This is a genomic window from Geobacillus sp. BMUD (assembly GCF_013096845.1).
GTDB classification, from domain to species: Bacteria; Bacillota; Bacilli; order Bacillales; family Anoxybacillaceae; genus Geobacillus; species Geobacillus vulcani.
The window spans coordinates 1-25255 of sequence record NZ_SDLA01000016.1; the positions used below are offsets into that span (position 1 = coordinate 1).

Here is a 25255-nt window from a genome sequence, read left to right on the forward strand (position 1 = left end):
GCCGCGTTTCGCTCTCGAAGCCAAATGTTCTTCACCCGCAGGGGCGCTCGCGCCCCGAGGGGGAAGGTTATTTGGCAGAAGAGAGCTAGGCGCTGGAACTGGACAATAGAAAAGCGCAGGCGAGCGGCTTCTTCCGACGGTTATCTAGTTTTGAAGGAATGAACTTCCTTCTTGACATTGTTTATTTTTCGAGTATAATAAATGATGTCATAATCCAAATGCTTGCCTAGTGGCTATGGCGGAGGGGAAACACCCGTTCCCATCCCGAACACGGAAGTTAAGCCCTCCAGCGCCGATGGTAGTTGGGGCCAGCGCCCCTGCAAGAGTAGGTCGCTGCTAGGCAGGCAAAAATGAGGGAGCTATACGGTTCTCTCATTTTTTTGCCTATTGTCATTAAGTCATTTTTAATGACGCCATTTTCAATCCTCTCCCCCAAAATTAAAGCGTGATCATCGTTTCCTAGACCCCCTTTTTTCATAAAAGCGATAGGAAACGGAAACTCGTGTAAGGGTGTCCTGTACGGCTTGGGACACCCTCTTTTTTTATTTTTTTCGGAAAGGCAGGTATCTCCTTTTGTGGACTCGTGGGGGAGATTATTCGCTTTTTTTGATGACAATTTTCTTTTTCGGCTCGTCAGGGATGAGTCGATGCAGGTGGATGAACAACAGGCCGTTATGGTATGTTGCTTCGATGCGGTCCTCTTTGACGGCGAACGGCAGTGGGATTGTTTTTTGAAATGGGCCTTGGAAAATGCCTTCTTCCACCAGCTCAAACCCTTTAAAGTTGAGATTAATGGCTGCCTTCACTTCCAACGTTTTATATGATACATACACTTCTGCATCTTCGATTTTTTCGAGCCCTGGGAGGCTGATGACAACGAGCAGCTCGTTGTCTTTTTTGTAGATGTTCATGCCGGATGACGGTTTGTTTGATGACGGCAACAACGGCTGGATGTTTCCCCAAAAATCATTTTGGAAAAATTGTTGCCAATGTTTTGTCCAATCGGCAAACGGCATAAATGGGTTTTCGTTGGCCATAACGTCTCCCTCCTCTGCTCCTTCATCATATGCCGTTATCTTCATTTGGTGATTGCAAAAACACGAACATTCGCTTTGTTAATATGTCGAATGTTCGATTTTTTCCTTGACACCTCTCAAAAACACCTGTTACTATAAAAGTAACTTCATACGTATATGAGAAGATCCCTCATATAATTTTGGGAATATGGCCCAAAAGTTTCTACCCAATAACCGTAAATTATTGGACTATGAGGGAAAGGATCGGTTTTGGCTTTTTTTCGATCAGCAACTGTCAAAGCCCAGAACGATGCTTTCCCTCGTTTATGGATGGGAACGCATATTCTGGGTTTTGTTGTGCTAGCAAAAGGAGTGAAACGATATGAACCCGCTCGTCGGAGTGGTAATGGGAAGTCACTCGGATTGGGAAACGATGAAGCACGCTTGTGCCATTTTAGAGGAATTGGGTGTTCCGTTTGAGAAAAAAGTCGTATCGGCACATCGGACGCCGGACGAGATGTTTCAGTATGCGGAGACAGCCGAGGAGCGCGGCATCCGTGTGATCATTGCTGGAGCTGGCGGGGCAGCTCATTTGCCGGGAATGATCGCGGCGAAAACGACGCTGCCCGTGATTGGAGTGCCGGTGCAATCCAAGGCGCTGAACGGATTGGATTCGTTATTGTCGATTGTGCAAATGCCAGGCGGGGTGCCGGTGGCGACGGTGGCGATCGGCAAGGCGGGGGCGACCAATGCCGGATTGCTCGCTGCGTCCATTCTTGGGCTTCTTGAGCCACACTATATGGAGGCGCTCAAAGCGCGACGGGAAGCCATTCGAAAACAAATTGTGGAAAGCAGTGATCAGCTTGGCTAAGCGGCGGATTGTTCCGGGACAGATGATCGGCATCATCGGCGGGGGCCAGCTCGGGCGGATGATGGCTTTGGCGGCGCGCGAGATGGGCTTTCGCATTGCCGTTCTCGATCCAACGCCTGATTCCCCGTGCGGGCAAGTGGCTGATGTGGAAATCACTGCGCCGTACCACGATCTGGATGCGATAGCTGAACTGGCGCGCATCAGTGATGTGATCACGTACGAGTTTGAAAACATCGATGCGCGGGCGCTTGAGTGGCTTGTGGAAAACGCCTATGTCCCACAAGGAAGCCGGTTGCTTGCGGTGACGCAAGATCGGGCGTTGGAGAAAGCGGCGATCGTCGCTGCCGGTTTGCCGGTGGCGCCCTATGTCGAAGTGAATGGGGCGGAGGAGCTCGAACAGGCCGTCCAGGCGATCGGATTCCCGTGTGTTTTGAAAACGCGGCGTGGCGGCTACGACGGCAAAGGGCAATATGTGCTGCGCGGCGAAGGCAATGTAGCCAACGCGGTTGATTTGCTTCGGCTTGGCCCATGCATTTTGGAAGGTTGGGTACCGTTTGTGAAAGAAATGTCGGTCATTGTCGCCCGCAACGGCGACGGGGAGACGGCTGTTTTTCCGGTGGCGGAAAACATTCATGTCGAGAACATTTTGCATCAAACGATCGTTCCAGCACGGATTCCACAACACATCGAGCAGCGGGCGGTCCTTTACGCCAAGACGTTGGCAGCATCATTTTCGCTCGTCGGGACGTTGGCGGTGGAAATGTTTTTGACAGGAGACGGGGATATTTATATTAATGAATTGGCCCCTAGACCGCACAACTCGGGTCATTATACAATCAATGCATGTGCCACGTCCCAATTCGCCCAGCACATCCGCGCCGTCTGCAACTGGCCGCTCGGGTCGACGGAATTGGTAAAGCCGGCCGTGATGGTCAATATTTTCGGCGAACATGTCGAGCCGATCGTTCGGCAAATTGATGCGTTTGCCGGTGCGGTTTACGTCCATCTGTACGGCAAGCATGAAGCGAAGCCGAAGCGGAAAATGGGCCATGTGACTGTACTGGCGGATGATGTTGAGGAAGCGCTGGCGCGAATCGAGTCGTGGCAAATTTGGCATGATCGGAGGCTGGAACGAGGATGATTGAACGTTACACAAGACCGGAAATGGGAGCGATTTGGACCGAGGAAAATCGCTTTCAGGCATGGCTTGAAGTGGAATTGCTCGCGTGCGAGGCGTGGGCCGAGCTTGGCGTCATTCCAAAAGAAGATGTCCGCCGTCTGCGTGAAAACGCGTCGTTTGACGTCAACCGCATTAAAGAAATCGAAGAAGAAACGCGCCATGATGTCGTCGCCTTCACCCGCGCTGTTTCTGAGACGCTTGGGGAAGAGCGAAAATGGGTACATTATGGCCTCACCTCGACCGATGTCGTCGATACGGCGTTAGGTTACTTGCTGAAACAGGCGAACGCCATTTTGCGGCGCGATTTGGAAAACTTCATTCAAGTGCTGAAAGAGAAAGCACGCGAACATAAATACACGGTCATGATGGGACGTACGCACGGCGTTCATGCCGAACCGACGACGTTCGGGCTGAAGCTGGCGCTTTGGTATGCGGAGATGGTGCGGAATTTGGAACGGTTTGAACAAGCAGCAAAGATGGTGGAAGTGGGAAAAATTTCTGGAGCGGTCGGCACATACGCCAATGTGGATCCGTTTGTGGAACAGTATGTTTGTGAAAAACTTGGCTTGACGCCGGCGCCGATTTCGACGCAAACGTTGCAGCGCGACCGCCACGCTTACTACATGGCGACGCTCGCGCTCATTGCGACATCGATTGAAAAATTTGCTGTGGAAATTCGCGGCTTGCAAAAAAGCGAAGTGCGTGAAGTCGAGGAGTTTTTTGCCAAAGGGCAGAAAGGTTCGTCAGCGATGCCGCATAAGCGCAATCCGATCGGTTCGGAAAACATGACCGGCATGGCGCGCGTCATTCGCGGATATATGGTGACGGCGTATGAAAATGTGCCGCTTTGGCATGAGCGCGACATTTCCCATTCGTCAGCGGAGCGCATCATTTTGCCGGATGCGACGATCGCGTTGAACTATATGTTGAACCGGTTTGCTAACATTGTGAAAAACTTGTTGGTGTATCCGGAAAATATGAAGAAAAATATGGAGCGCACATTCGGGCTCATTTACTCGCAGCGCGTCTTGCTCGCTTTGATTGACAAAGGGATGACGCGCGAGGAGGCGTACGATTTAGTGCAACCGAAAGCGATGGAAGCGTGGGAGAGACAAGTTCCGTTCCGCTCGCTTCTCGAGGCGGATGAGCGGATTACGAGCCGGTTGACGAAAGAAGAGCTCGACGATTGCTTTGATTACCGCCACCATTTGAAACACGTCGATACAATTTTTGCCCGCTTAGGATTAGAGTAAGTGGAAGCCGGCTGGCCTCATGCTGGCCGGTTACACGAAAAATTTTCAATCTTCTGGATAACGGAGGCTTGCATGATGCCGGCAAAACAACAGCTGTTGTATGAAGGGAAAGCGAAAAAAATTTACGCGACGGATGAACCGGATGTCCTTTGGGTGGAGTACAAAGACAGCGCCACGGCGTTTAACGGCGAGAAAAAGGCGACGATCGCCGGCAAAGGGCGGCTCAATAACGAGATTTCCAGTTTACTGTTTGCGAAATTGCAAGAAGCAGGCGTTGCCAATCATTTTATTGAAAAGCTGTCGCCAACGGAACAATTGGTCCGACGCGTGACGATCATCCCGCTGGAAGTCGTCGTCCGCAACGTCGTGGCCGGAAGTTTGGCGAAACGTCTCGGCTTGGCGGAAGGAACGCCGCTTGAGGCGCCGCTTGTCGAGTTTTACTACAAAAACGATGACCTTGGCGACCCGCTGCTCGTCGAAGACCACATTGCGATTTTGAAGCTCGCGAGCCGCGAGGAGATCGTCTGGCTGAAACGGGAAGCGCTGAAAGTGAACGACGTGTTGCGCGCCCATTTTGCCGAGCGAAAAGTGAGATTAATTGATTTTAAGCTTGAGTTTGGCCGCACGGCGGACGGCGCGATCCTTTTAGCGGATGAGGTGTCGCCGGATACGTGCCGGCTTTGGGACGCCGAGACGAATGAGAAATTGGATAAGGACGTATTTCGCCGTGATCTTGGCAGTTTAACCGAGGCGTACGAGGTTATTTTCCAACGGTTAGGGGGAGAATCGGCATGTATAAAGTAAAAGTGTATGTCACGTTGCGCGAAAGTGTGTTGGATCCGCAAGGGACAGCGGTGAAGGGGGCGCTGCACAGCTTATCGTATACGGAAGTGAAAGACGTCCGAATCGGCAAGTTTATGGAGCTGGTGATCGAAAAAAGCGATCGCGACCTTGATGAGATGGTCCGTGAAATGTGCGAGAAATTGTTGTCCAACCCGGTCATCGAAGATTACCGCTATGAAATCGAGGAGGCCGTCGCCCGATGAAGTTTGCCGTCATTGTCTTTCCGGGATCGAATTGCGATGTCGATATGTACCATGCGGTCGCCGATGAACTCGGCGAAGAAGTGGAATACGTTTGGCATGATGAAGAGAATCTCGATCGGTTCGACGCCATTTTGCTTCCGGGCGGCTTTTCGTACGGCGATTACTTGCGCTCAGGGGCGATCGCCCGCTTTTCCAAAGTGATGGCCGCCGTGAAGCAAGCCGCGGAAGCCGGGAAACCGGTGCTTGGGGTGTGCAACGGGTTTCAAATTTTGCTTGAAGCCGGCTTGCTTCCTGGGGCGATGCGCCGCAATCAAGGATTGAAATTCATCTGCCGGCCGGTGCAGCTTGTCGTGGAAAACAATGAAACGATGTTTACCTCTGCCTATGACAAGGGCGAAGTGATTACCATTCCGATCGCCCATGGTGAAGGGAATTATTATTGCGACGAACAAACGCTCCAGCGCCTTGTCGAAAACCGGCAAATCGTCTTCCGCTACCATGGGGAAAACCCGAACGGCAGCTTGGCGGATATCGCCGGCATTGTCAACGAGCGCGGCAACGTGCTCGGCATGATGCCGCATCCGGAGCGGGCGGTCGACGCTTTGCTCGGCAGCGCGGACGGATTGAAACTATTCCGATCGATCGTCAATTATTGGAGGGAGACTCATGTCGTTACTGCTTGAGCCGAGCGCGGCGGTGATCAAAGAACAAAAGCTGTATCGCGAGATGGGGCTGACCGATGAAGAGTTTGCCCGCATTGAAGCGATTTTGGGGAGGCTGCCGAACTATACGGAAACCGGCATTTTTGCCGTCATGTGGTCGGAGCATTGCAGCTACAAAAACTCGAAGCCGGTGCTGAAAAAATTCCCGACCGATGGTCCGCACGTATTGCAGGGGCCAGGCGAGGGTGCCGGCATTGTCGATATCGGCGACGGGCTGGCGGTAGCGTTTAAAATCGAAAGCCATAATCACCCGTCGGCGATCGAGCCGTACCAAGGAGCAGCGACGGGGGTCGGCGGCATCATCCGCGACGTCTTTTCGATGGGAGCGCGGCCGATTGCGCTGCTTAACTCGCTCCGATTTGGCGAATTGACATCGCCGCGCGTCAACTATTTGTTCGAACAGGTTGTCGCCGGCATTGCAGGGTATGGCAACTGCGTCGGCATCCCGACCGTCGGCGGCGAGGTGCAGTTCGATCCGGCGTATGAAGGCAATCCATTGGTCAACGCCATGTGCGTTGGGATCATCCGCCATGAGGACATTCAGCGCGGCATCGCGACCGGGGTCGGCAACACGGTCATGTACGTCGGGGCGAAAACGGGCCGCGACGGCATCCACGGGGCGACGTTTGCTTCGGAAGAGTTGAGCGAACAGTCGGAAGCGAAGCGTCCGGCCGTGCAAGTCGGCGACCCGTTTATGGAAAAACTGCTGCTTGAGGCGTGTCTTGAAGCAGTCAAGTCCGATGCGTTAGTCGGCATTCAAGATATGGGCGCCGCCGGACTGACGAGCTCGTCGGCCGAGATGGCGAGCAAAGGCGGCTTTGGCATTGAAATGAATTTGGATCTTGTTCCCCAGCGCGAGGCGGGCATGACGCCGTATGAAATGATGTTGTCCGAATCGCAGGAGCGGATGCTGCTTGTCGTCAAGCAAGGCCGTGAAGACGAAATCGCTGCGATTTTTGCGAAATATGGCCTCGAGGCGAAAGCGATCGGCAAAGTAACCGATGATAAAATGCTTCGTCTGTTTTTCCGCGGCGAGGTGGCGGCCGAGATTCCGGTCGATGCCTTGGCGAAAGACGCACCGGTGTATCATAAACCGTCTGCGGAGCCGGCTTATTACCGTGAGTTTCAAGCGATGCCGCCGTATATTCCGCACATTGAAGATTACAGTCAAACATTGCTCGCGCTGCTCGCCCAGCCGACGATTGCCAGCAAAGAATGGGTGTACGATCAGTACGACTATATGGTACGGACGAATACGGTTGTCGCTCCAGGATCAGACGCGGCCGTCGTGCGCATCCGCGGTACAAACAAGGCGCTTGCGTTGACGACGGATTGCAACTCGCGCTACTTGTATTTGGATCCAGAGATGGGCGGGAAAATCGCGGTCGCCGAGGCGGCGCGCAATGTCGTCTGTTCCGGAGCGAAGCCGCTCGCCATTACCGACTGCCTCAACTTCGGCAGCCCGGAAAAGCCGGACATTTTCTGGCAGCTGGAAAAAGCGGTCGACGGGATGAGCGAAGCGTGCCGGGCGCTTGAGACGCCGGTCGTGAGCGGCAACGTCTCGCTTTACAATGAAACGAACGGCGAGGCGGTGTACCCGACGCCGGTTGTCGGCATGGTCGGCCTGATTGAAGACCTTTCCCATATCACGACGCAATCGTTTAAGCAAGCAGGTGACTTGATTTACGTGATCGGCGAGGCGAAGCCGGAGTTTGGCGGCAGCGAGCTGCAAAAGTTTCTAGAAGGCCGCATTTTCGGAAAAGCGCCGGAAATTGATTTGAAAGTGGAAGCAAGCCGCCAGCGCCAGCTGCTTGCGGCGATCCGCGCGGGGGTGGTGGCGTCCGCGCATGATGTGGCTGAAGGGGGCTTAGCCGTTGCGCTTGCCGAGTGTGTCATGGGGGCTTCAGGGCTTGGCGCGAAGGTGACGATCCGCGGTGATCTCATCAGTGAACTGTTCAGCGAAACGCAGTCTCGTTTTGTGGTTTCGGTGAAAAAGGAACATCAAGAAGCATTTGAGCAGCTTGTAGAAGCGAAACGGATCGGGGAAGTGACGGATGACGGCACATTCACCGTGAACGGGGAGCAGGGGGAAACGATCATCCGCCTTTCGGTCGACGACATGCGAAACGTCTGGAAAGGGGCCATTCCATGCTTGCTGAAATCAAAGGATTGAACGAGGAGTGCGGCATTTTCGGCATTTGGGGGCATGAAGACGCCGCCCGGCTCACATACTACGGCCTTCACAGCTTGCAGCACCGTGGGCAGGAAGGGGCTGGCATCGTGGTGGCGGGCGGCGGAAACTTGTCTGGCCATAAAGGGCTTGGCTTGGTGACGGACGTGTTTCAAAGCGGTACGCTCGATGCGCTTTGTGGGTCGGCGGCGATCGGCCATGTCCGCTATTCGACGGCGGGTGGGGGCGGCTATGAAAACGTTCAGCCGCTCTTATTCCGCTCGCAAACCGGCGCGATGGCGCTCGCCCATAACGGCAACTTGACGAACGCCATCGAGCTGAAGCTTGCGCTTGAAGCGCAAGGAAGCATTTTTCAGACGACATCGGATACGGAAGTGTTCGCCCATCTCATTCGCCGCAGCCAAGCGCCGACGTTTGTCGAGCAAATGAAAGAGGCGCTCAGTCAGATCGAAGGGGCGTTTGCGTTTTTGTTGCTGACGGAAACGGCGCTGTATGCGGCGCTGGATCCGCACGGGTTTCGGCCGCTTTCGATCGGCAGGCTCGGTTCAGCGTATGTCGTGGCGTCGGAAACGTGCGCGTTTGATGTCATCGGCGCCACATATGAGCGAGAAGTGTCGCCAGGGGAATTGCTCATCATCAGCCATGAAGGGGTGCGTTCGGAACGGTTTGCTCCGGAGCAGCCGCGGTCGATTTGCAGCATGGAATACATTTATTTCGCTCGTCCGGACAGCCATGTCGACGGCATCAATGTCCACACGGCCCGAAAAAACTTAGGAAAGCGGCTCGCCTTGGAAGCGCCGGCAGAGGCCGACATCGTCACCGGCGTGCCGGACTCAAGCATTTCGGTCGCCATCGGTTACGCTGAGGCGAGCGGCATTCCATACGAATTGGGCTTGATTAAAAACCGATATGTCGGGCGGACGTTCATCCAGCCGTCGCAGGCGTTGCGCGAGCAAGGAGTGAAAATGAAGCTGTCGCCGGTGCGCGGGGTTGTGGCCGGCAAGCGGGTCGTGATGGTGGATGATTCGATCGTGCGCGGAACGACGAGCCGGCGCATCGTCTCGATGCTCCGCGAAGCGGGAGCAGTCGAAGTGCACGTGCGCATCAGCGCGCCGCCGATCACCCATCCTTGCTTTTACGGCATTGATACGTCGTCAAAGGAAGAATTGATCGCGGCGAATCGTACGATTGAAGAGATTCGGCGCTTGATTGGCGCTGACTCCCTCGCCTTTATCAGCCAGGAAGGAATGCTTGAGGCCATCGGGCGTCCGGACGTTTCGCCGCAGCGCGGGCAATGTTTGGCGTGTTTCACTGGCCAATATCCAACCCGCCTCGGCCAAGCGGTCCGTCCTTGCTTGACGGTGAAATAAACGACGCGCTGAACAACGGCGGCTGTCGCACAGGTGAGCGCGTTTTCTCGGAAAGAAGCGCCACCGAGCGGAGGCGCCGCTTCAAAGGATGGTTTCGTTATGGTGTCATGGTCTCCTTTCATCGCCAACTTTCTCGTGGAGCGATGGGAGACGAAAAGGAGGAAAGGAACGTGGCAAAGGCATACAAACAAGCAGGGGTCGACATTGAGGCCGGTTATCGGTCCGTCGCCCTGATGAAAGAGCACGTGCAAAAAACGATGCGTCCGGAAGTGATAGGGGGGATCGGCGGGTTTGGCGGCTTATTTGATCTTTCGGCGCTCAACTACCGCCATCCGGTGCTTGTGTCCGGCACGGATGGCGTCGGAACGAAACTGAAGCTCGCGTTTTTGCTTGACCGGCACGATACGATCGGCATCGATTGTGTGGCGATGTGTGTCAACGACATCGCGGTGCAAGGGGCGGATCCGCTCTTTTTTCTTGATTATATTGCTTGCGGCAAGGCGGTGCCGGAGAAAATCGCCGCCATCGTCAAAGGGGTGGCCGACGGCTGCGTCGAGGCTGGCTGCGCCTTGATCGGAGGAGAGACAGCAGAGATGCCGGGCATGTATGCTGACAATGAGTATGATTTGGCTGGGTTTGCGGTCGGCATTGCGGAAAAAGATCAGCTCGTGACCGGAGAGGCGATTCAAGCGGGCGATGCGCTCGTCGGATTGCCATCGAGCGGCCTGCACAGCAACGGCTATTCGCTTGTGCGCCGCATCGTGTTCGAGCAGGCGAAGTTGGAGCTTGACCGCATTTACGAGCCGCTTGATGTTCCGCTCGGCGAGGAGTTGTTGAAGCCGACGCGCATTTACGCGAAACGGTTGCGCTCTGTGCGCGAGCGGTTTACGATCAAAGGGATGGCGCATATTACCGGCGGCGGGTTTATCGAAAACATTCCCCGCATGCTGCCTTCGGGGCTTGGCGCGCGCATTCAGCTCGGTTCATGGCCGGTGCTGCCGATTTTTGAGCTTCTGCGTAAAATGGGCCGTCTGGAAGAGCAAGAGATGTTTTCCGTCTTTAATATGGGCATCGGCCTTGTGCTCGCCGTCAGTCCGGAAACGGCTTCGCCGCTTGTTGAGTGGCTTTCGGAACAAGGCGAACCGGCGTACATCATCGGCAACGTGGTCGAAGGCGCGGGCGTGTCGTTTGCTGGAGGGAGCCGGGGATGAAGCGGTTGGCGGTGTTCGCTTCGGGAAGCGGCACGAACTTTCAAGCGATCGTGGATGCGGCCAAACGCGGCGATTTGCCGGCGGAGATTGCTCTCCTTGTTTGCGACCGGCCGGGGGCGAAAGTGATCGAGCGGGCGGTGCGCGAAAACGTGCCGGCATTCGTGTTTTCCCCAAAAGACTACCCGTCCAAAGCCGCGTTTGAGAGCGAGATTTTGCTTGAACTAAAGGGGCGTCAAATCGACTGGATTGCGTTGGCCGGCTACATGCGCTTGATCGGGCCGACGCTGCTTTCCGCTTATGACGGGAAAATTGTCAACATTCATCCGTCGCTGTTGCCGGCGTTTCCGGGTAAAGATGCGATCGGTCAAGCGTACCGGGCCGGCGTATCGGAAACAGGCGTCACCGTTCATTACGTTGATGAGGGGATGGACACCGGACCGGTCATCGCCCAGCGTGCTGTTCCGATCGTGCCGGGAGAGCCGATCGAAGCGCTTGAGGCGCGCATTCATCAAGTCGAACATGAGCTATATCCGGCGGTGTTGCGCATGCTGCTAGGGGAAAAGGAACAACAAGAAGAAAGGATCGAAAACGATGGCAGTGAAACGAGCATTGATCAGCGTGTCCAATAAGGAAGGCATCATTCCGTTTGCGAAGCAGCTGGTCGAACTTGGCATTGACATCATTTCGACCGGTGGGACGAAACGAGCGCTTGAGGAAGCAGGCGTTCCCGTCATTTCGATTTCCGATGTCACCGGTTTTCCGGAAATTTTGGACGGGCGCGTCAAAACGCTGCATCCGGCCATTCACGGCGGCATTTTGGCGGTGCGCAGCGATGAGCGCCACCAAGCGGCGCTCGCAGAGCATGGCATTCGCCCGATCGATTTGGTCGTCGTCAACCTGTATCCGTTCCAACAAACGATCGCCAAACCGGACGTGACGCTGGCTGAGGCGATTGAGAACATCGATATCGGCGGTCCGACGATGGTGCGCGCGGCAGCCAAGAACTATGCCGATGTCGCCATTGTCGTCGATCCAGCCGACTATCCGATGGTGATCGAGGAACTGAAAACAACCGGCTCGATCCAAGCAAAAACGCGGCAACAGCTGGCGGCGAAAGCGTTCCGCCATACGGCGGCGTATGACGCGATGATTGCCGAGTATTTAACAAACCTCGCTGGAGAGGACTACCCGGAAACGCTCACCATCACGTACACGAAAAAACAATCATTGCGCTATGGCGAGAATCCGCATCAATCGGCGGCGTTTTACGCCAAACCGCTTGGCGCGGCGTTCTCGATTGCCAAGGCAGTACAGCTGCACGGCAAAGAGTTGTCGTACAACAACATTAACGACGCCAATGCGGCGATCAACCTTATTCGCGAATTTCAAGAGCCGGCTGTGGCAGCCATCAAACATATGAATCCGTGCGGCGTCGGCGTCGGCGCGACGCTTCTTGAGGCGTTTACGAAGGCGTACGAGGCGGACCCGGTGTCGATTTTCGGCGGGATTATTGCGGTCAACCGTGAAGTGGACAAAGAAACAGCCGAACGGATGCATGACATCTTTTTGGAAATCGTCATCGCTCCGTCATTCAGCGACGAGGCGCTTGCCATTTTGACGAAAAAGAAAAACATCCGTCTATTGACGCTTGATTTTACTGCGCCGGACGTCAAGGAAAACATGCTCGTTTCCGTCAATGGCGGTTTGCTCGTACAAGAGGCCGATACGTTCACGCTCGAAGACGCTGAATGGCATGTCGTTACGAAGCGCGGGCCGACCGAGGCTGAGCGCGAGCAGCTCCGCTTCGCCTGGAAAGTGGTGAAACACGTCAAATCCAACGCCATCGTTCTGGCGAAAAACGGCATGACCGTTGGCGTCGGCGCTGGGCAAATGAACCGGGTGGGTGCGGCCAAGATTGCGATCGAACAAGCGGGAGAACAGGCGGCTGGTGCTGTGTTGGCTTCCGATGCGTTCTTCCCGATGGACGATACTGTTGAAGCGGCGGCGAAAGCCGGCATTACGGCGATCATCCAGCCGGGCGGCTCGATCCGCGATGCGGATTCGATCCGCAAGGCCGATGAATATGGCATCGCCATGGTCTTCACCGGCGTGCGCCACTTTAAACATTAGGCGGGGCAAAGGAGAGGGAGACGATGAATGTACTCGTGATCGGACGCGGCGGACGTGAGCACGCCATCGCTTGGAAAGCGGCGCAAAGCCCGCTTGTCGGTAAGCTGTATGCGGCGCCGGGCAACCCGGGAATGAGGGATGTAGCGGAGTTGGTCGGCATCGATGAACTCAACATAGAGGCGCTAGTGCAATTTGCAAAAGAACGGGCGATCGATTTGACGATTGTCGGGCCGGAAGCGCCGCTTGCTTCCGGCATTGTTGACCGTTTTATGGCCGAGGGGCTTCGCATTTTCGGCCCAAGCCAAGCGGCGGCGCTCATCGAGGGAAGCAAGGCGTTCGCCAAAGAACTGATGAAAAAATACGGCATTCCAACGGCGGACCATGCGGCCTTTACGTCGTACGAAGAGGCGAAAGCTTACATTGAACAAAAAGGTGCGCCGATCGTCATTAAAGCGGACGGGCTGGCCGCCGGAAAAGGCGTCACCATCGCCCAAACGGTGGAAGAAGCGCTTGCCGCGGCGAAGGCAGCGCTTGTCGACAGACAATTCGGCACAGCCGGCAGTCAAGTCGTCATTGAGGAGTATTTAGAAGGGGAAGAATTTTCGTTTATGGCGTTCGTGAACGGCGAGAAGGTGTATCCGCTCGCCATCGCCCAAGACCATAAACGGGCCTATGACGGTGACACAGGACCAAACACCGGCGGCATGGGGGCCTACTCACCGGTTCCGCAAATTCCAGCGGAGACCGTCGCCATCGCATTCGAAACGATTTTGTGTCCAATGGCGAACGCGTTAGTGGCTGAAGGGCGTCCGTTTACAGGTGTTCTTTACGCCGGATTGATGGCGACGGCCGACGGGCCGAAAGTCATCGAGTTCAACGCCCGCTTCGGCGACCCAGAGGCGCAAGTGGTGCTGCCGCGCCTCAAAACCGATCTCGTAGAAGCGATTTTGGCGGTCATGGAAGGAAGACAGCTGGAGCTTGAATGGACGGATGAGGCAGTGCTTGGCGTCGTGCTGGCAGCGAAAGGCTATCCCGGCGCGTACGAGCGCGGGGCCGAAATCCGGGGGTTGGACGAGATCTCTTCTGATGCGTTGGTGTTCCACGCCGGCACGAAACAGGAAGGCGGCGCATGGTATACGAATGGCGGACGCGTTCTCCTGTTGGCCGCCAAAGGGGGAACGCTTGCCGAAGCGAAGGAAAGAGCGTACGAGCAATTGGCGGCGATCGAATGCGACGGCTTATTTTACCGGCGCGACATCGGCCGGCGCGCTATCGAACGCGCCTCCGCCGCATATACACGTATAAAAGGGCGATAATGCCGCCGATTAACGCGGCCAAAACAAACGACATATCGGTCATATACTCGAGCAACATGATGGTTCACTCCTTTGCAGTCGAAGGTGTCCCAACGACGGGACACCTTTTTTGATGGTATTTGGCCAGTCCGCAGTGCCGGCTGCCGATCATTTTGCTTTTTTTCTTTCGCTGACAGTTGGCGTTTTTCACTAGCCGTTGCGAACGGTGCTCTTTCGATCCATAGCAGCACGTATCGTTCAAGATGAGGAAAATTTTACCTAATAACAGTGGGACGGAAGACATCGGCAAAAGTGGTGAGCAACGCCGAGTGGATGTCTTTCCTCATGTCGGATTGACGACCGCTTCCTTTTCCTCTTCAAGCAGCTGCCGGCGCTGCATATTGTCAAACAAGGCGGTCATCGGACAAAAACGGGTGATTCCTTCCCCAACTTTCATCGCCCCAAGCAAAGCAGCCCATAAATACGATGTACACCATGGCCGCCGGGCGAGGCGGGCGGTGGCCCAGGCGATGACGGTTAGTCCGAACGTAATGCGAATGAGGGCGTTTACAATGCCAATGTTCGCCATTCGTTGTCCCCTCTTTCTTTCAATATTTTTTATTGTGAAAGTCGCTTTTGTACGTTAAAATGGTTACATGGAACGATTAGGAAACAAGGGACGGGGTGGCAATGGGCGAACAACGTTACCGATGGAAAGGCAGCGAGCTGCGCGAACAGGCAGCGATCATGGATGGCAAACAATCACCGACGAAAGTATTGGTGAACGCGACATATTTGCATTCGTATTTTCGTGAATGGGTAAAGGGAAATATATGGATACATGGCGACCGCATCGTGTATGCCGGCGAGCGGTTCCCCGATCGTGTCGACGACGCATGCGAGATCGTCGATTGCCGTGGGTATGTGCTCGTTCCCGGCTACATTGAGCCGCATGTGCATCCGTTTCAATTATATAATCCCCATTCGTTTGCCCGTTATGCAGCGGCGCACGGAACAACAACACTCCTCAACGACAACTTGTTTTTGCTTTTGCAGCTGAATGATGAAGAGGCGTTTTTCTTTTTGCAAGCTGTGAATGCGCTTCCAACATCAATGTATTGGTGGTGTCGATTTGATGGACAGACGGAGCTTGAACGCGAAGAGGAGCAAGTGTCCAATGCGCGGATCAAGCGATGGCTTGATCAAGAGGTGGTGCTTCAGGGGGGCGAACTGACCTCATGGCCGAAAGTGGTGAGCGGCGATGACATCATCTTGTATTGGATGCAAGAAGCGCATCGGCGGCGCCGTAAAATTGAAGGGCATTTTCCTGGGGCGTCGGAAAGGACGCTTGTCAAAATGGCGCTCTTTGGCGCGGATGGCGACCATGAGGCAATGACGGGAAAAGAGGTGCATATGCGCCTTTGGCACGGCTATACCGTCGCGCTCCGGCACTCCTCAATTCGCCCGGATTTGCCGGTGCTGCTCGAAGAAATGAAAGCGCTTGGCATCCGGCATTATGATAAATGCTTGTTGACGACAGACGGTTCGCCGCCCTCTTTTTACGAAGACGGGGTGATTGACCGGCTCATCCGCCTAGCAATGGAGCACGATGTACCGGTGATCGACGCCTACGCCATGGCGACGATCAACGCCGCACGTCACTACGGCATTGAGCATCTTCACGGCAGCATCGCCACAGGAAGAATCGCCCATATCAATTTTTTGCGTTCGGCTCATGATCCGACGCCGGCGCAAGTGCTCGCCAAAGGCGAATGGGTGAAGCGCGATGGAGAAGCGCCGCCTCTCTGGCCGGAGCTGGAATGGGGGCGGTTTGGCATTCGGCCGCTGTCGTTGCCATGGGAGATTGACTGGGATGATTTGCAATTTTCGATGCCGATGGGGTTGCGTATGGAAAACGCCGTCATTTTAAAGCCGTATTCCGTGTCGATCGATACGTCGCGCGACCGTTTAGGATATGACCATGATGAATGTTTTCTCGCCTTGTTTGACCGAAATGGCCGCTGGCGCGTCAATACCATGTTGAAAGGCTTTGCATCGGCGCTTGGCGGGTTGGCGAGCTCCTACTCCAACACGGGGGATTTGATTTTGATTGGCAAGCGCAAGGACGATATGATGCTTGCCTTCCGACGGATGAAGGAAATCGGCGGCGGCATTGTTCTTGCTGAAGAGGGGGACATTTTGTTTGAGCTTCCGCTTCCATTGGGCGGCATGATGTCTCCTATGGAAATGGACGAACTGATCCAAGAGGAAAAAACGTTTGTCCGCTTGTTGCGCGAGCGTGGATATTCCTTCGAAGATCCGGTGTATTCGTTGCTTTTTTTGCAGTCAACCCATCTGCCATATGTGCGCGTCACGCAACGAGGGATTTATGATGTGATGCACAAAACGGTACTCTTTCCTTCGATAATGCGGTAAAATAAAAAAGAAAAGGTTGTGTGTCCATTGAAACGTTGGCTGTTCACCATCAGTTGCACGGCATTGTTGTTAGGTGGCTGCACGACCAAAAGCGAGCCGAAGCAGGCCGAGCCGGCCAAACCAGCTCCCCGGCAGGAGCAGCCGTCCGAGCCTCCGGCTGAGGAAAAACAAACGTTTCCGCTGACGGGGCTGCCGGCGGAAGGAACGATCGACCGACGGGTTGTCGGGGTCATGATCAACAACCATCCGAAAGCGCGGCCGCAGTCGGGGCTTTACGCGGCAGACATCGTGTATGAGGTGCTCGCCGAGGGCGATATTACTCGTTTTTTGGCATTATACCAAAGCGAATGGCCCAAGCGGGTCGGACCAGTGCGAAGCGCACGTGATTACTATATTGACTTGAGCGAAGGCTACCATGCACTGTATGTATGCCACGGCTGGAGCCCAGAAGCGAAAGCACGTCTTGAAGGAGGCGGCATCGACTATTTGAACGGATTGTTTTACGACGGCACGCTGTTTCAGCGCGTCTCGTTCCGCAAGGCGCCGCACAACTCCTACATTACGTTTGCCAACATCGAAAAAGGAGCGAAACAAAACGGCTACGCTTGGACGGACCACGTAGCCCCGCTATCGTTTCGCACCGATGAGCCGAGCGGCCAAAAGGTCGAGACGGTTCACATCGCCTATTCGCACCGCGCCTACGCTCAAGTTGAATACAAATATGTCCCTGAACAAAAAGGGTATTACCGGTACAGCGGCGGCGAGCAAACGATTGATTATGATACGCATAAGCCGGTTGTCGTGCAAAACGTCATGATTATCGCTGCTCGGCATCAAGTCATCGACAGCCACGGACGGCGCGACATCGATCTCACCTCCGGCGGCAAGGGGTACTTGTTTCAGGATGGTGTCATGCAGCCGATCGAATGGAAAAACGTCGACGGCCGGCTGCTGCCGTACCATAACGGGGCTCCGATCGGATTCGTGCCGGGAAAAACGTGGATCCATATCGTGCCGGAACTGGCAATCGTTCAATGGAAATAGTGAAACCGCCTTTTGTCCGCTGCAAGGCAGGAGGAGCTGTGGATGGATACATCGGTCGGTAGCTGGAAGACGGCTGCCGATTATCACATTTTCGCGCCAAAAGCAAGGAGGGAACAACTATGCAAATTGACAAACTGCGCGGCAGAGAGTTGGATCAATTGTTTAAGGCGATTTTATCGCTGCGCGATTTAGAAGAGTGTTACCGTTTTTTCGATGATTTATGCACGGTGAATGAAATCCAAGCGCTCGCCCAGCGGCTCGAGGTCGCCCGCATGTTGCGCGAAGGGTATACGTACCATAAAATCGAAACGGAAACCGGAGCGAGCACGGCGACGATTTCGCGCGTCAAGCGCTGCCTCAACTACGGCAATGACGCTTACGCCATGGCCCTTGACCGGATCAAAGAGGAGCAGCAAGAAGAGCACGAGGGGAAAGAGGCAAACGAAGCGGTCACAGACTGATGCAGCTAGGAGATTCCTTCCATTTGTAAAGGAACTCCTTTTCTTTTTGCGGATTTGTTATAATGGAACAATGGAGAATGAGTGGAGGTTTACGGCTATGGAAGAGATTCGCGCTTGGCGCCATGTGTTTAAACTCGACCCGAATAAACCGATTGATGACGAGCGCCTTGAGCGCCTTTGCGAGTCGGGTACGGATGCCGTCATCGTTGGGGGAACCGATGGGGTGACGATCGACAACGTGCTTGATTTATTGGCCCGCATTCGCCGTTTTTCGGTGCCATGCGCGCTCGAAGTCACGGATGTCGAAGTGTTGACGCCGGGGTTTGACGTATATTTGATCCCGATCGCCTTAAACAGCCGGCAGCCGGAATGGATCATCGGCCGCCATCACGAGGCGGTGAAACAATACGGCGATATGATGAACTGGGATGAGATTGCCGCGGAGGGTTATTGCATTTTAAATCCGGAATGCAAGGCCGCCAAGCTGACGAGAGCCGATACGCAGCTTGACGTCGACGATATTGTGGCCTATGCCCGTTTGGCTGAGCATTTGTACAAGCTGCCGATTTTTTACCTTGAGTATAGCGGCGCTTATGGTGATCCGTCTGTCGTGGAAAAAGTGAAACAAGCGCTTGATCGGACGCAGCTGTTTTACGGCGGCGGCATCACAACGCCTGAGCAGGCGGTGCATATGGCGCGCTATGCCGATACGGTCGTCATCGGCAATGCGATTTACGACGCGTTCGAACAGGCGTTGGCGACGGTGGCGGCGGTGAAGCAGGTGGCTGGCCAACGCACCGGCGATGATGGAAAATAGAACATACGTTTATTGGTGGTGGACATGATGAATTTTTTATCGGAAAAGCTGCTTGCCCATTTAAACAAAGAGCAGCAAGAAGCCGTTAAAACGACAGAAGGCCCGTTGCTCATCATGGCGGGGGCGGGCAGCGGAAAAACGCGCGTGCTGACGCACCGGATCGCCTATTTGATGGCGGAAAAACAGGTGGCGCCGTGGAATATTTTAGCCATTACGTTTACGAACAAAGCGGCGCGGGAAATGAAGGAGCGGGTGCAGGCGCTTTTAGGCGGGGCGGCGGAAGACGTATGGATTTCGACGTTTCACTCGATGTGCGTCCGCGTGTTGCGCCGCGACATTGACCGCATCGGCATCAACCGCAATTTTTCCATCCTCGACCCGACGGATCAGCTTTCGGTCATTAAAGCGATTTTGAAAGACAAAAATATCGATCCGAAAAAATTTGAGCCGCGGACGATTTTAGCGACGATCAGCGGGGCGAAAAACGATTTGCTCACGCCGGAGCAATTCGCGAAGCGGGCGTCGACGTATTATGAAACGGTCGTCAGCGACGTGTATCAAGAGTATCAACAGCGCCTTCTCCGCAATCATTCGCTCGATTTCGATGATTTAATCATGACGACGATCCACTTGTTTGACCGCGTGCCGGATGTGCTTCAATATTACCAGTATAAGTTTCAGTACATCCATATCGATGAATACCAGGATACGAACCGCGCTCAATATACGCTGGTGAAAAAGCTCGCGGAGCGATTCCAAAATATTTGCGCCGTTGGCGATGCCGACCAGTCAATTTACCGGTGGCGCGGGGCCGACATCCGCAACATTTTGTCGTTTGAGCGCGACTACCCGAACGCGAAAGTGATTCTGCTTGAGCAAAACTACCGTTCGACGAAACGTATTTTGCAGGCGGCAAATGAAGTCATTGCGCATAACGTCAACCGAAAGCCCAAGCGGTTGTGGACGGAAAATCCGGAAGGGAAGCCGATCATCTATTATGAAGCGATGAACGAGGCGGATGAAGCGCAATTTGTTGCCCGCCGCATTCAAGAGGCGGTGGAACGCGGGGAGCGCCGCTACCGCGATTTTGCCGTGCTTTATCGAACGAATGCCCAGTCGCGGATCGTCGAGGAAATGTTTTTAAAAGCGAACATTCCGTACCAAATCGTCGGCGGCTTAAAGTTCTATGACCGGAAAGAAATCAAAGACATTCTCGCTTACTTGCGCGTCATCGCCAATCCTGATGACGATTTGAGCTTGCTGCGCATCATCAACGTGCCAAAGCGCGGCATCGGCGCCTCTACGATCGACAAACTTGTCCGCTATGCAGCCGAGCATGAGCTGTCCTTGTTTGAAGCGCTCGGCGAGCTGGAGATGATTGGTTTCAGCGCGAAAACAGCAGGGGCGCTTGCGGCGTTTCGTGGGCAGCTTGAACAATGGGCGCAACTGCAAGAATACGTTTCTGTCACCGAACTCGTCGAAGAAGTGCTCGACCAATCGGGCTACCGCGAGATGCTCAAGTCGGAACGGACAATTGAAGCGCAAAGCCGGCTTGAGAACTTGGACGAATTTTTGTCGGTGACAAAGCATTTCGAAAATGTCAGCGATGATAAATCGCTCATCGCCTTTTTAACTGACTTGGCGCTCATTTCCGACTTGGACGAGCTGAATGGGGCGGATCAGGCAACCGAGGGCGATGCCGTTGTCTTCATGACGCTGCACGCCGCCAAAGGGCTTGAGTTTCCGGTCGTGTTTTTGATTGGCATGGAGGAAGGGATTTTCCCGCATCTTCGTTCATTGGAGAATGAGGATGAAATGGAAGAAGAGCGGCGGCTGGCGTATGTCGGTATTACCCGCGCCCAGGAAGAGCTCGTATTGACGAATGCACAAATGCGGACGCTGTTTGGCAACATCCAAATGAACCGGCCCTCGCGCTTTTTAGATGAGATTCCAGCGCATTTGCTGGAGACGGTCTCGCGCGGAAAACCGTCCGTTTCCCGTTCAGCGCCCGCTCGCTTGCAGGCAGGCGGCGCCATCGGAGTGTGGAAAGTCGGCGACAGGGCCAACCACCGAAAATGGGGGATCGGTACGGTTGTCAGCGTCCGCGGCGAAGGCGACGAACAAGAACTCGATATCGCTTTCCCGAGCCCGATCGGCATTAAACGGCTGCTCGCTAAATTTGCGCCGATTGAGAAAGTGTAAGAAAGGAGAACGGGTGAACGTATGGACCGCCAACAAGCCGAACGGCGCGCGGCCGAGCTGCGCGAACTGCTCAACCGCTATGGCTATGAATATTATGTGCTCGACCGGCCGTCCGTCCCGGACGCCGAGTATGACCGGCTCATGCAAGAGTTGATGGCCATCGAGGAACAGTATCCGGAATTGAAAACGAGCGACTCGCCGACCCAGCGCATCGGCGGCCCGCCGCTTGAGGCGTTTCGCAAAGTGACGCACATTGTTCCCATGATGAGTCTGGCAAACGCGTTTGACGAAGGGGATTTGCGCGATTTCGACCGCCGCGTCCGCCAAGAAGTCGGCGAAGCTGCGTACGTGTGCGAATTGAAAATCGACGGCCTCGCCGTTTCCGTCCGCTATGAAGACGGCTATTTCGTTCAAGGAGCGACGCGCGGCGACGGAACGACCGGCGAGGACATTACGGAAAATTTGAAAACGATCCGCTCGCTGCCGCTTCGGCTGAGGGAGCCGGTGTCGCTTGAGGCGCGCGGCGAGGCGTTCATGCCGAAAGCGTCGTTCCTGCGCTTGAATGAGGAGCGGAAAGCCCGAGGCGAGGAGCTGTTTGCCAACCCGCGCAACGCTGCGGCCGGCTCGCTTCGCCAGCTCGACCCGAAAGTGGCGGCGTCGCGCCAGCTCGATTTGTTCGTTTACGGATTGGCTAATGCCGAAGAGCTTGGCATTGAGTCGCACAGTGAGGCGCTCGACTATTTGCAGGTGCTTGGGTTTAAAGTGAATCCCGAGCGGCGGCGCTGCGCCAACATCGATGAGGTGCTCGCTTTTATTAACGATTGGCACGAAAAACGGCCGCAGCTGCCGTACGAGATCGACGGCATCGTCATTAAAGTCGACTCGTTCGCCCAACAGCGGGAGCTTGGTGCAACGGCCAAAAGCCCGCGCTGGGCCATCGCTTACAAATTTCCAGCTGAGGAAGTGGTGACGACGCTGATCGGCATTGAAGTGAACGTCGGCCGCACCGGCGTTGTCACTCCGACGGCGATCCTCGAACCAGTGCGCGTCGCCGGAACGACCGTGCAGCGCGCCACTCTTCATAATGAAGATTTTATCCGCGAAAAAGACATCCGCATCGGCGATGCGGTCATTATCAAAAAAGCAGGCGACATCATTCCGGAAGTGGTCGGCGTCGTCGTCGACCGGCGCGACGGGGACGAAACGCCGTTTGTCATGCCGACGCATTGTCCGGAATGTCAAAGTGAGCTCGTCCGCCTAGAGGGGGAAGTGGCGCTCCGTTGCTTAAACCCGAAATGTCCGGCCCAGCTGCGCGAACGGCTCATCCATTTTGCCTCAAGGGCAGCCATGAACATTGAAGGGTTGGGCGAAAAAGTCGTCACCCAACTGTTTAACGCTGGTCTCGTCCACGACGTCGCCGATTTGTATCGGCTGACGAAAGAACAGCTCATCGGTTTGGAACGGATGGGCGAAAAGTCGGCAGCCAACCTGCTCGCGGCAATTGAAGCGTCAAAGCAAAACTCGCTCGAGCGGCTGCTGTTCGGCCTTGGCATCCGCTACGTCGGAGCGAAAGCTGCTCAACTTTTGGCCGAGCATTTTGAAACGATGGAACGGCTGGAGAGAGCGACGAAAGAGGAATTGATGGCCGTGCCGGAAATCGGCGAGAAAATGGCGGACTCGATCATCGCCTTCTTTTCCCAGCCAGAAGCGGCCGAACTGTTGAATGAGTTGCGGCTTTACGGCGTCAACATGGCATACAAAGGGTCGAAGCGGGCGGCTGAGGCGCCTGCTGACTCCCCCTTCGCCGGCAAAACGGTCGTTTTGACCGGAAAGCTTATGTCTATGTCGCGCAATGAGGCGAAAGAACAAATCGAGCGGCTGGGCGGACGCGTTACTGGCAGCGTCAGCCGCAGCACCGACATCGTCATCGCCGGCGAAGATGCTGGGTCGAAGTTGGAGAAAGCCCAACAGCTTGGCATTGACATTTGGGACGAAACGCGATTTTTGCAAGAGATCAACAGGGGGAAACGATGAAACAGACGTTACGACTTCGCACCACAGTTGCCTATCGTTGGACAAACCGAATCCGAAAGCCACTGGTCGTCATCGGGATCGCCTCTGTTTGTTTGCTGTCCGCGTGTGCGCCGAAGTTTAATGAAGGCGAGGAAGTCGTGCAAGACAAAGGCAACAAACAGCAAGAAGCCGTCATCCCGAAATACAACATTTCCGACTCGTATTATCGCGTCATCTTGCCGTTCAAACCGTCCGGTGCGCGCGGCGAGGTCGTCAATGATTTAAACACGCGCCTTGATGTCGACGAGTTTGAGACGGGGCTTATGCGCCTTGCCACCGAGCAGTTTCCGACGGATGAGTACTTGTTTCAAGAGGGGCAATATTTGGACAGCGAAACGGTCAAAAAATGGCTTGCCCGCAAGCGGACGGCCAGCCAGCTGAAAGCGGAGAAAATGAAGCCGGAAGACAACCTCGGCTTAAACCCGCCGATTGGCGACAAGGGAACGAATGAGCAAAAAAACAAACAAAGCCCGATTTATTTGGCGAGCATTTTGGAACATGATTATTTGGTCAAAGTCGACAACGACAAAGTGAAGCTCGGCGGCGTCGCCATCGGTTTGGCATTAAACTCCTTCCACTATTACTCGACCGAGCAAGGCTATCCGCGCGAGGTCAAAATCAAAGACGATGTCATCGAACGGGAAGGAAAGCGGATCGCCGCCGAGGTGCTGAAGCGGCTGCGGAGCATGAAAGGGCTCGGCAACGTGCCCATCATGATCGCCCTGTACAAACAAGCGCCCCGCTCATCTGTCGTTCCAGGCCACTTTTTCGCCGTCGCCCATATCGATGGAGGGGACAGCACGATCAATGATTGGGAGACGGTGAACGAGGAATATTATTTATTCCCATCCGATGAGGCGGAAGAAAATCATCGCGACGACTGGCTGAAATTCAACAATTTTAAATCCGATGTGGAAGATTTCTTCCCCAACTACACGGGTGTCGTCGGCAAAGGATTGTACGTCAACGACCAACTTCAGAAGTTAACGATTAACATTACGATGCCGTTTTACGGCAAAGCGGAAGTGATCGGCTTTACACAATACGTGACCGGTCTTGTGATGGAAAAATTTCCGGACTACATCACGGTCAACGTCTACATCGCCTCCGCCGGCCAGCCGGAAAGCCTCATCGTGCGCCAGGCGAAAGCAGACGAGCCGTTTGTGCATATTTATCAATGACAACACAACGTGCCGCATCCTCTCTGGCCGAGCCAGAGGGGATGTGTTTTTTGCGATGTTGCGGTTCGAAAAGGCTGGTGAAAACGGAATCGCTGGCAGCCTGTCGGCGTGATTTGCCGAATGGGAGACAGACTGGTAAAATAATGAAGACTTAGATGCGAGTAAAGGTGTGTCACGATCATGAAAGCCATTTGTGTGTTTTGCGGATCAAGTTATGGACGAAGCATGAAATATAAGGAAGCGGCCCAAGAGCTCGGAACGTTTTTAGCCCAAAGCGGCATGACAATCATTTACGGCGGCGGGATGCGGGGCTTGATGGGAGAGGTTGCTGAGGCGGCGCTGCGCCATCAAGGGCGCGTGGTCGGGATCATTCCGCAATTTTTGAAAGACCGGGAAGTGGCGCATAACCGGTTGAGCGAACTGTTGGTCGTTGATACGATGCACACCCGCAAGGCGAAAATGTACGAGGCGGCCGACGGGTTTATCGCCATGCCAGGGGGCTATGGAACATACGAAGAGCTGTTTGAAGTGCTCTCGTGGTCGCGCGTCGGCCTCCATCAAAAGCCGATCGGCCTGCTCAATGTGGACGGGTTTTTCGACCCGCTCCTTGACTTGCTTCGGCATACGGTCGAAAACGGATTTGCCGCGCCGGAAGATCTCGATCTGATTGTCAGCGCTGAGGATGTTTCGACGCTGTATGAGCGGATGAAGACGTTCCGCCATCATCACTGTTCTGGAACATGAAGGAGCGGTTGA

At 54.8% G+C, this 25255-nt stretch carries 23 protein-coding genes, 1 rRNA gene and 1 riboswitch; of the genes, 21 read left to right on the forward strand and 3 right to left on the reverse strand.

Annotated elements, in window-relative coordinates; all coding sequences use genetic code 11:
• Window positions 1-225 precede the first annotated feature (225 nt).
• Window positions 226-342, forward strand: a 5S ribosomal RNA gene (gene rrf / locus ETC05_RS14455).
• A gap of 251 nt (window positions 343-593) precedes the next feature.
• On the opposite strand, the gene ETC05_RS14460 is transcribed toward rrf, so the two are convergent.
• Window positions 594-1037 (reverse strand): Hsp20/alpha crystallin family protein, encoded by a 444-nt coding sequence (locus tag ETC05_RS14460; protein ID WP_171661326.1) that lies wholly within the window; start codon window positions 1035-1037, stop codon window positions 594-596.
• A gap of 149 nt (window positions 1038-1186) precedes the next feature.
• Window positions 1187-1288, forward strand: a riboswitch (purine riboswitch).
• A 110-nt stretch (window positions 1289-1398) separates the two neighbouring features.
• Here ETC05_RS14460 and purE point away from each other — a divergent pair.
• The 12 genes from purE (at window position 1399) to purD (ending at window position 14306) form a co-directional block, all read left to right on the forward strand.
• Window positions 1399-1887: a 5-(carboxyamino)imidazole ribonucleotide mutase gene (purE, locus tag ETC05_RS14465; protein ID WP_031405979.1), complete on the forward strand. Its 489-nt coding sequence runs from the start codon at window positions 1399-1401 to the stop codon at window positions 1885-1887.
• Window positions 1880-3028 (forward strand): 5-(carboxyamino)imidazole ribonucleotide synthase, encoded by a 1149-nt coding sequence (gene purK, locus ETC05_RS14470; protein ID WP_171661327.1) that lies wholly within the window; start codon window positions 1880-1882, stop codon window positions 3026-3028. Before purE ends, purK begins: the two co-directional genes overlap by 8 nt.
• On the forward strand, window positions 3025-4320 hold the full coding sequence (gene purB / locus ETC05_RS14475) for an adenylosuccinate lyase (RefSeq protein WP_031405974.1): 1296 nt from the start codon (window positions 3025-3027) through the stop codon (window positions 4318-4320). The genes purK and purB overlap by 4 nt, the downstream gene beginning before the upstream one ends.
• A gap of 75 nt (window positions 4321-4395) precedes the next feature.
• Window positions 4396-5124, forward strand: coding sequence for a phosphoribosylaminoimidazolesuccinocarboxamide synthase (gene purC, locus ETC05_RS14480; RefSeq protein WP_031405972.1), 729 nt, complete (start codon window positions 4396-4398; stop codon window positions 5122-5124).
• On the forward strand, window positions 5112-5366 hold the full coding sequence (purS, locus tag ETC05_RS14485; RefSeq protein WP_031405970.1) for a phosphoribosylformylglycinamidine synthase subunit PurS: 255 nt from the start codon (window positions 5112-5114) through the stop codon (window positions 5364-5366). The genes purC and purS overlap by 13 nt, the downstream gene beginning before the upstream one ends.
• Window positions 5363-6049: a phosphoribosylformylglycinamidine synthase subunit PurQ gene (gene purQ, locus ETC05_RS14490; RefSeq protein ID WP_031405968.1), complete on the forward strand. Its 687-nt coding sequence runs from the start codon at window positions 5363-5365 to the stop codon at window positions 6047-6049. Before purS ends, purQ begins: the two co-directional genes overlap by 4 nt.
• Complete coding sequence (gene purL, locus ETC05_RS14495; RefSeq protein ID WP_031405966.1) at window positions 6033-8261, forward strand: phosphoribosylformylglycinamidine synthase subunit PurL; 2229 nt, start codon at window positions 6033-6035, stop codon at window positions 8259-8261. The genes purQ and purL overlap by 17 nt, the downstream gene beginning before the upstream one ends.
• Complete coding sequence (purF, locus tag ETC05_RS14500; protein ID WP_171661328.1) at window positions 8237-9649, forward strand: amidophosphoribosyltransferase; 1413 nt, start codon at window positions 8237-8239, stop codon at window positions 9647-9649. Before purL ends, purF begins: the two co-directional genes overlap by 25 nt.
• A gap of 170 nt (window positions 9650-9819) precedes the next feature.
• Window positions 9820-10860 (forward strand): phosphoribosylformylglycinamidine cyclo-ligase, encoded by a 1041-nt coding sequence (gene purM, locus ETC05_RS14505; RefSeq protein WP_171661329.1) that lies wholly within the window; start codon window positions 9820-9822, stop codon window positions 10858-10860.
• Entirely contained in the window at window positions 10857-11489 is a 633-nt protein-coding gene (purN, locus tag ETC05_RS14510) for a phosphoribosylglycinamide formyltransferase (RefSeq protein WP_171661330.1), read from the forward strand. Before purM ends, purN begins: the two co-directional genes overlap by 4 nt.
• On the forward strand, window positions 11452-12990 hold the full coding sequence (purH, locus tag ETC05_RS14515) for a bifunctional phosphoribosylaminoimidazolecarboxamide formyltransferase/IMP cyclohydrolase (RefSeq protein WP_171661331.1): 1539 nt from the start codon (window positions 11452-11454) through the stop codon (window positions 12988-12990). Before purN ends, purH begins: the two co-directional genes overlap by 38 nt.
• Before the next feature lie 23 nt (window positions 12991-13013).
• The gene (purD, locus tag ETC05_RS14520; protein ID WP_171661332.1) at window positions 13014-14306 is read left to right on the forward strand and encodes a phosphoribosylamine--glycine ligase; all 1293 of its coding nucleotides are present in this window, start codon (window positions 13014-13016) and stop codon (window positions 14304-14306) included.
• Here purD and ETC05_RS18240 read toward each other — a convergent pair.
• Together ETC05_RS18240 and ETC05_RS14525 are read right to left on the reverse strand one after the other, a co-directional pair.
• Window positions 14260-14364 (reverse strand): EYxxD motif small membrane protein, encoded by a 105-nt coding sequence (locus ETC05_RS18240; protein WP_337588972.1) that lies wholly within the window; start codon window positions 14362-14364, stop codon window positions 14260-14262. The two genes, purD and ETC05_RS18240, sit on opposite strands and share 47 nt — an antisense overlap.
• Window positions 14365-14628: 264 nt before the next feature.
• A complete protein-coding gene (locus ETC05_RS14525) occupies window positions 14629-14874 on the reverse strand; it encodes a YgaP family membrane protein (protein WP_031405954.1) in 246 nt (81 codons plus the stop codon).
• 101 nt (window positions 14875-14975) lie between these two features.
• Here ETC05_RS14525 and ETC05_RS14530 point away from each other — a divergent pair, with 101 nt between their 5' ends.
• The 8 genes from ETC05_RS14530 to ETC05_RS14565 all read left to right on the forward strand — a co-directional run bounded on the left by ETC05_RS14530 (window position 14976) and on the right by ETC05_RS14565 (window position 25243).
• On the forward strand, window positions 14976-16721 hold the full coding sequence (locus ETC05_RS14530; RefSeq protein ID WP_171661333.1) for an adenine deaminase C-terminal domain-containing protein: 1746 nt from the start codon (window positions 14976-14978) through the stop codon (window positions 16719-16721).
• Window positions 16722-16748: 27 nt separating this feature from the next.
• On the forward strand, window positions 16749-17765 hold the full coding sequence (locus ETC05_RS14535; RefSeq protein WP_031405950.1) for a DUF3048 domain-containing protein: 1017 nt from the start codon (window positions 16749-16751) through the stop codon (window positions 17763-17765).
• A 119-nt stretch (window positions 17766-17884) separates the two neighbouring features.
• Window positions 17885-18226, forward strand: coding sequence for a YerC/YecD family TrpR-related protein (locus ETC05_RS14540; RefSeq protein ID WP_031405948.1), 342 nt, complete (start codon window positions 17885-17887; stop codon window positions 18224-18226).
• A 97-nt stretch (window positions 18227-18323) separates the two neighbouring features.
• Window positions 18324-19043, forward strand: a complete 720-nt coding sequence (gene pcrB / locus ETC05_RS14545; protein ID WP_031405946.1) for a heptaprenylglyceryl phosphate synthase — start codon at window positions 18324-18326, stop codon at window positions 19041-19043.
• Window positions 19044-19070: 27 nt separating this feature from the next.
• On the forward strand, window positions 19071-21245 hold the full coding sequence (pcrA, locus tag ETC05_RS14550; protein WP_031405944.1) for a DNA helicase PcrA: 2175 nt from the start codon (window positions 19071-19073) through the stop codon (window positions 21243-21245).
• Between the two features lie 21 nt (window positions 21246-21266).
• A complete protein-coding gene (gene ligA / locus ETC05_RS14555; RefSeq protein WP_031405942.1) occupies window positions 21267-23279 on the forward strand; it encodes an NAD-dependent DNA ligase LigA in 2013 nt (670 codons plus the stop codon).
• On the forward strand, window positions 23276-24499 hold the full coding sequence (locus ETC05_RS14560; RefSeq protein WP_031405940.1) for a CamS family sex pheromone protein: 1224 nt from the start codon (window positions 23276-23278) through the stop codon (window positions 24497-24499). Before ligA ends, ETC05_RS14560 begins: the two co-directional genes overlap by 4 nt.
• A gap of 180 nt (window positions 24500-24679) precedes the next feature.
• The gene (locus ETC05_RS14565) at window positions 24680-25243 is read left to right on the forward strand and encodes an LOG family protein (protein ID WP_031405937.1); all 564 of its coding nucleotides are present in this window, start codon (window positions 24680-24682) and stop codon (window positions 25241-25243) included.
• The last annotated feature ends 12 nt before the right edge of the window (window positions 25244-25255 follow it).

Bases quoted from the DNA above. Each gene is read 5' to 3' on its own strand.
- ETC05_RS18240 (WP_337588972.1), bottom strand. From the start codon at position 14,364: ATGTTGCTCGAGTATATGACCGATATGTCGTTTGTTTTGGCCGCGTTA.
- purL (WP_031405966.1), top strand. From the start codon at position 6,033: ATGTCGTTACTGCTTGAGCCGAGCGCGGCGGTGATCAAAGAACAAAAG.
- purS (WP_031405970.1), top strand. From the start codon at position 5,112: ATGTATAAAGTAAAAGTGTATGTCACGTTGCGCGAAAGTGTGTTGGAT.
- ETC05_RS14565 (WP_031405937.1), top strand. From the start codon at position 24,680: ATGAAAGCCATTTGTGTGTTTTGCGGATCAAGTTATGGACGAAGCATG.
- purN (WP_171661330.1), top strand. From the start codon at position 10,857: ATGAAGCGGTTGGCGGTGTTCGCTTCGGGAAGCGGCACGAACTTTCAA.
- purF (WP_171661328.1), top strand. From the start codon at position 8,237: ATGCTTGCTGAAATCAAAGGATTGAACGAGGAGTGCGGCATTTTCGGC.
- ETC05_RS14560 (WP_031405940.1), top strand. From the start codon at position 23,276: ATGAAACAGACGTTACGACTTCGCACCACAGTTGCCTATCGTTGGACA.
- pcrA (WP_031405944.1), top strand. From the start codon at position 19,071: ATGAATTTTTTATCGGAAAAGCTGCTTGCCCATTTAAACAAAGAGCAG.
- ETC05_RS14460 (WP_171661326.1), bottom strand. From the start codon at position 1,037: ATGGCCAACGAAAACCCATTTATGCCGTTTGCCGATTGGACAAAACAT.
- purC (WP_031405972.1), top strand. From the start codon at position 4,396: ATGCCGGCAAAACAACAGCTGTTGTATGAAGGGAAAGCGAAAAAAATT.
- ETC05_RS14540 (WP_031405948.1), top strand. From the start codon at position 17,885: ATGCAAATTGACAAACTGCGCGGCAGAGAGTTGGATCAATTGTTTAAG.
- purQ (WP_031405968.1), top strand. From the start codon at position 5,363: ATGAAGTTTGCCGTCATTGTCTTTCCGGGATCGAATTGCGATGTCGAT.
- ligA (WP_031405942.1), top strand. From the start codon at position 21,267: ATGGACCGCCAACAAGCCGAACGGCGCGCGGCCGAGCTGCGCGAACTG.
- purB (WP_031405974.1), top strand. From the start codon at position 3,025: ATGATTGAACGTTACACAAGACCGGAAATGGGAGCGATTTGGACCGAG.
- pcrB (WP_031405946.1), top strand. From the start codon at position 18,324: ATGGAAGAGATTCGCGCTTGGCGCCATGTGTTTAAACTCGACCCGAAT.
- purD (WP_171661332.1), top strand. From the start codon at position 13,014: ATGAATGTACTCGTGATCGGACGCGGCGGACGTGAGCACGCCATCGCT.
- ETC05_RS14525 (WP_031405954.1), bottom strand. From the start codon at position 14,874: ATGGCGAACATTGGCATTGTAAACGCCCTCATTCGCATTACGTTCGGA.
- ETC05_RS14530 (WP_171661333.1), top strand. From the start codon at position 14,976: ATGGGCGAACAACGTTACCGATGGAAAGGCAGCGAGCTGCGCGAACAG.
- purH (WP_171661331.1), top strand. From the start codon at position 11,452: ATGGCAGTGAAACGAGCATTGATCAGCGTGTCCAATAAGGAAGGCATC.
- purE (WP_031405979.1), top strand. From the start codon at position 1,399: ATGAACCCGCTCGTCGGAGTGGTAATGGGAAGTCACTCGGATTGGGAA.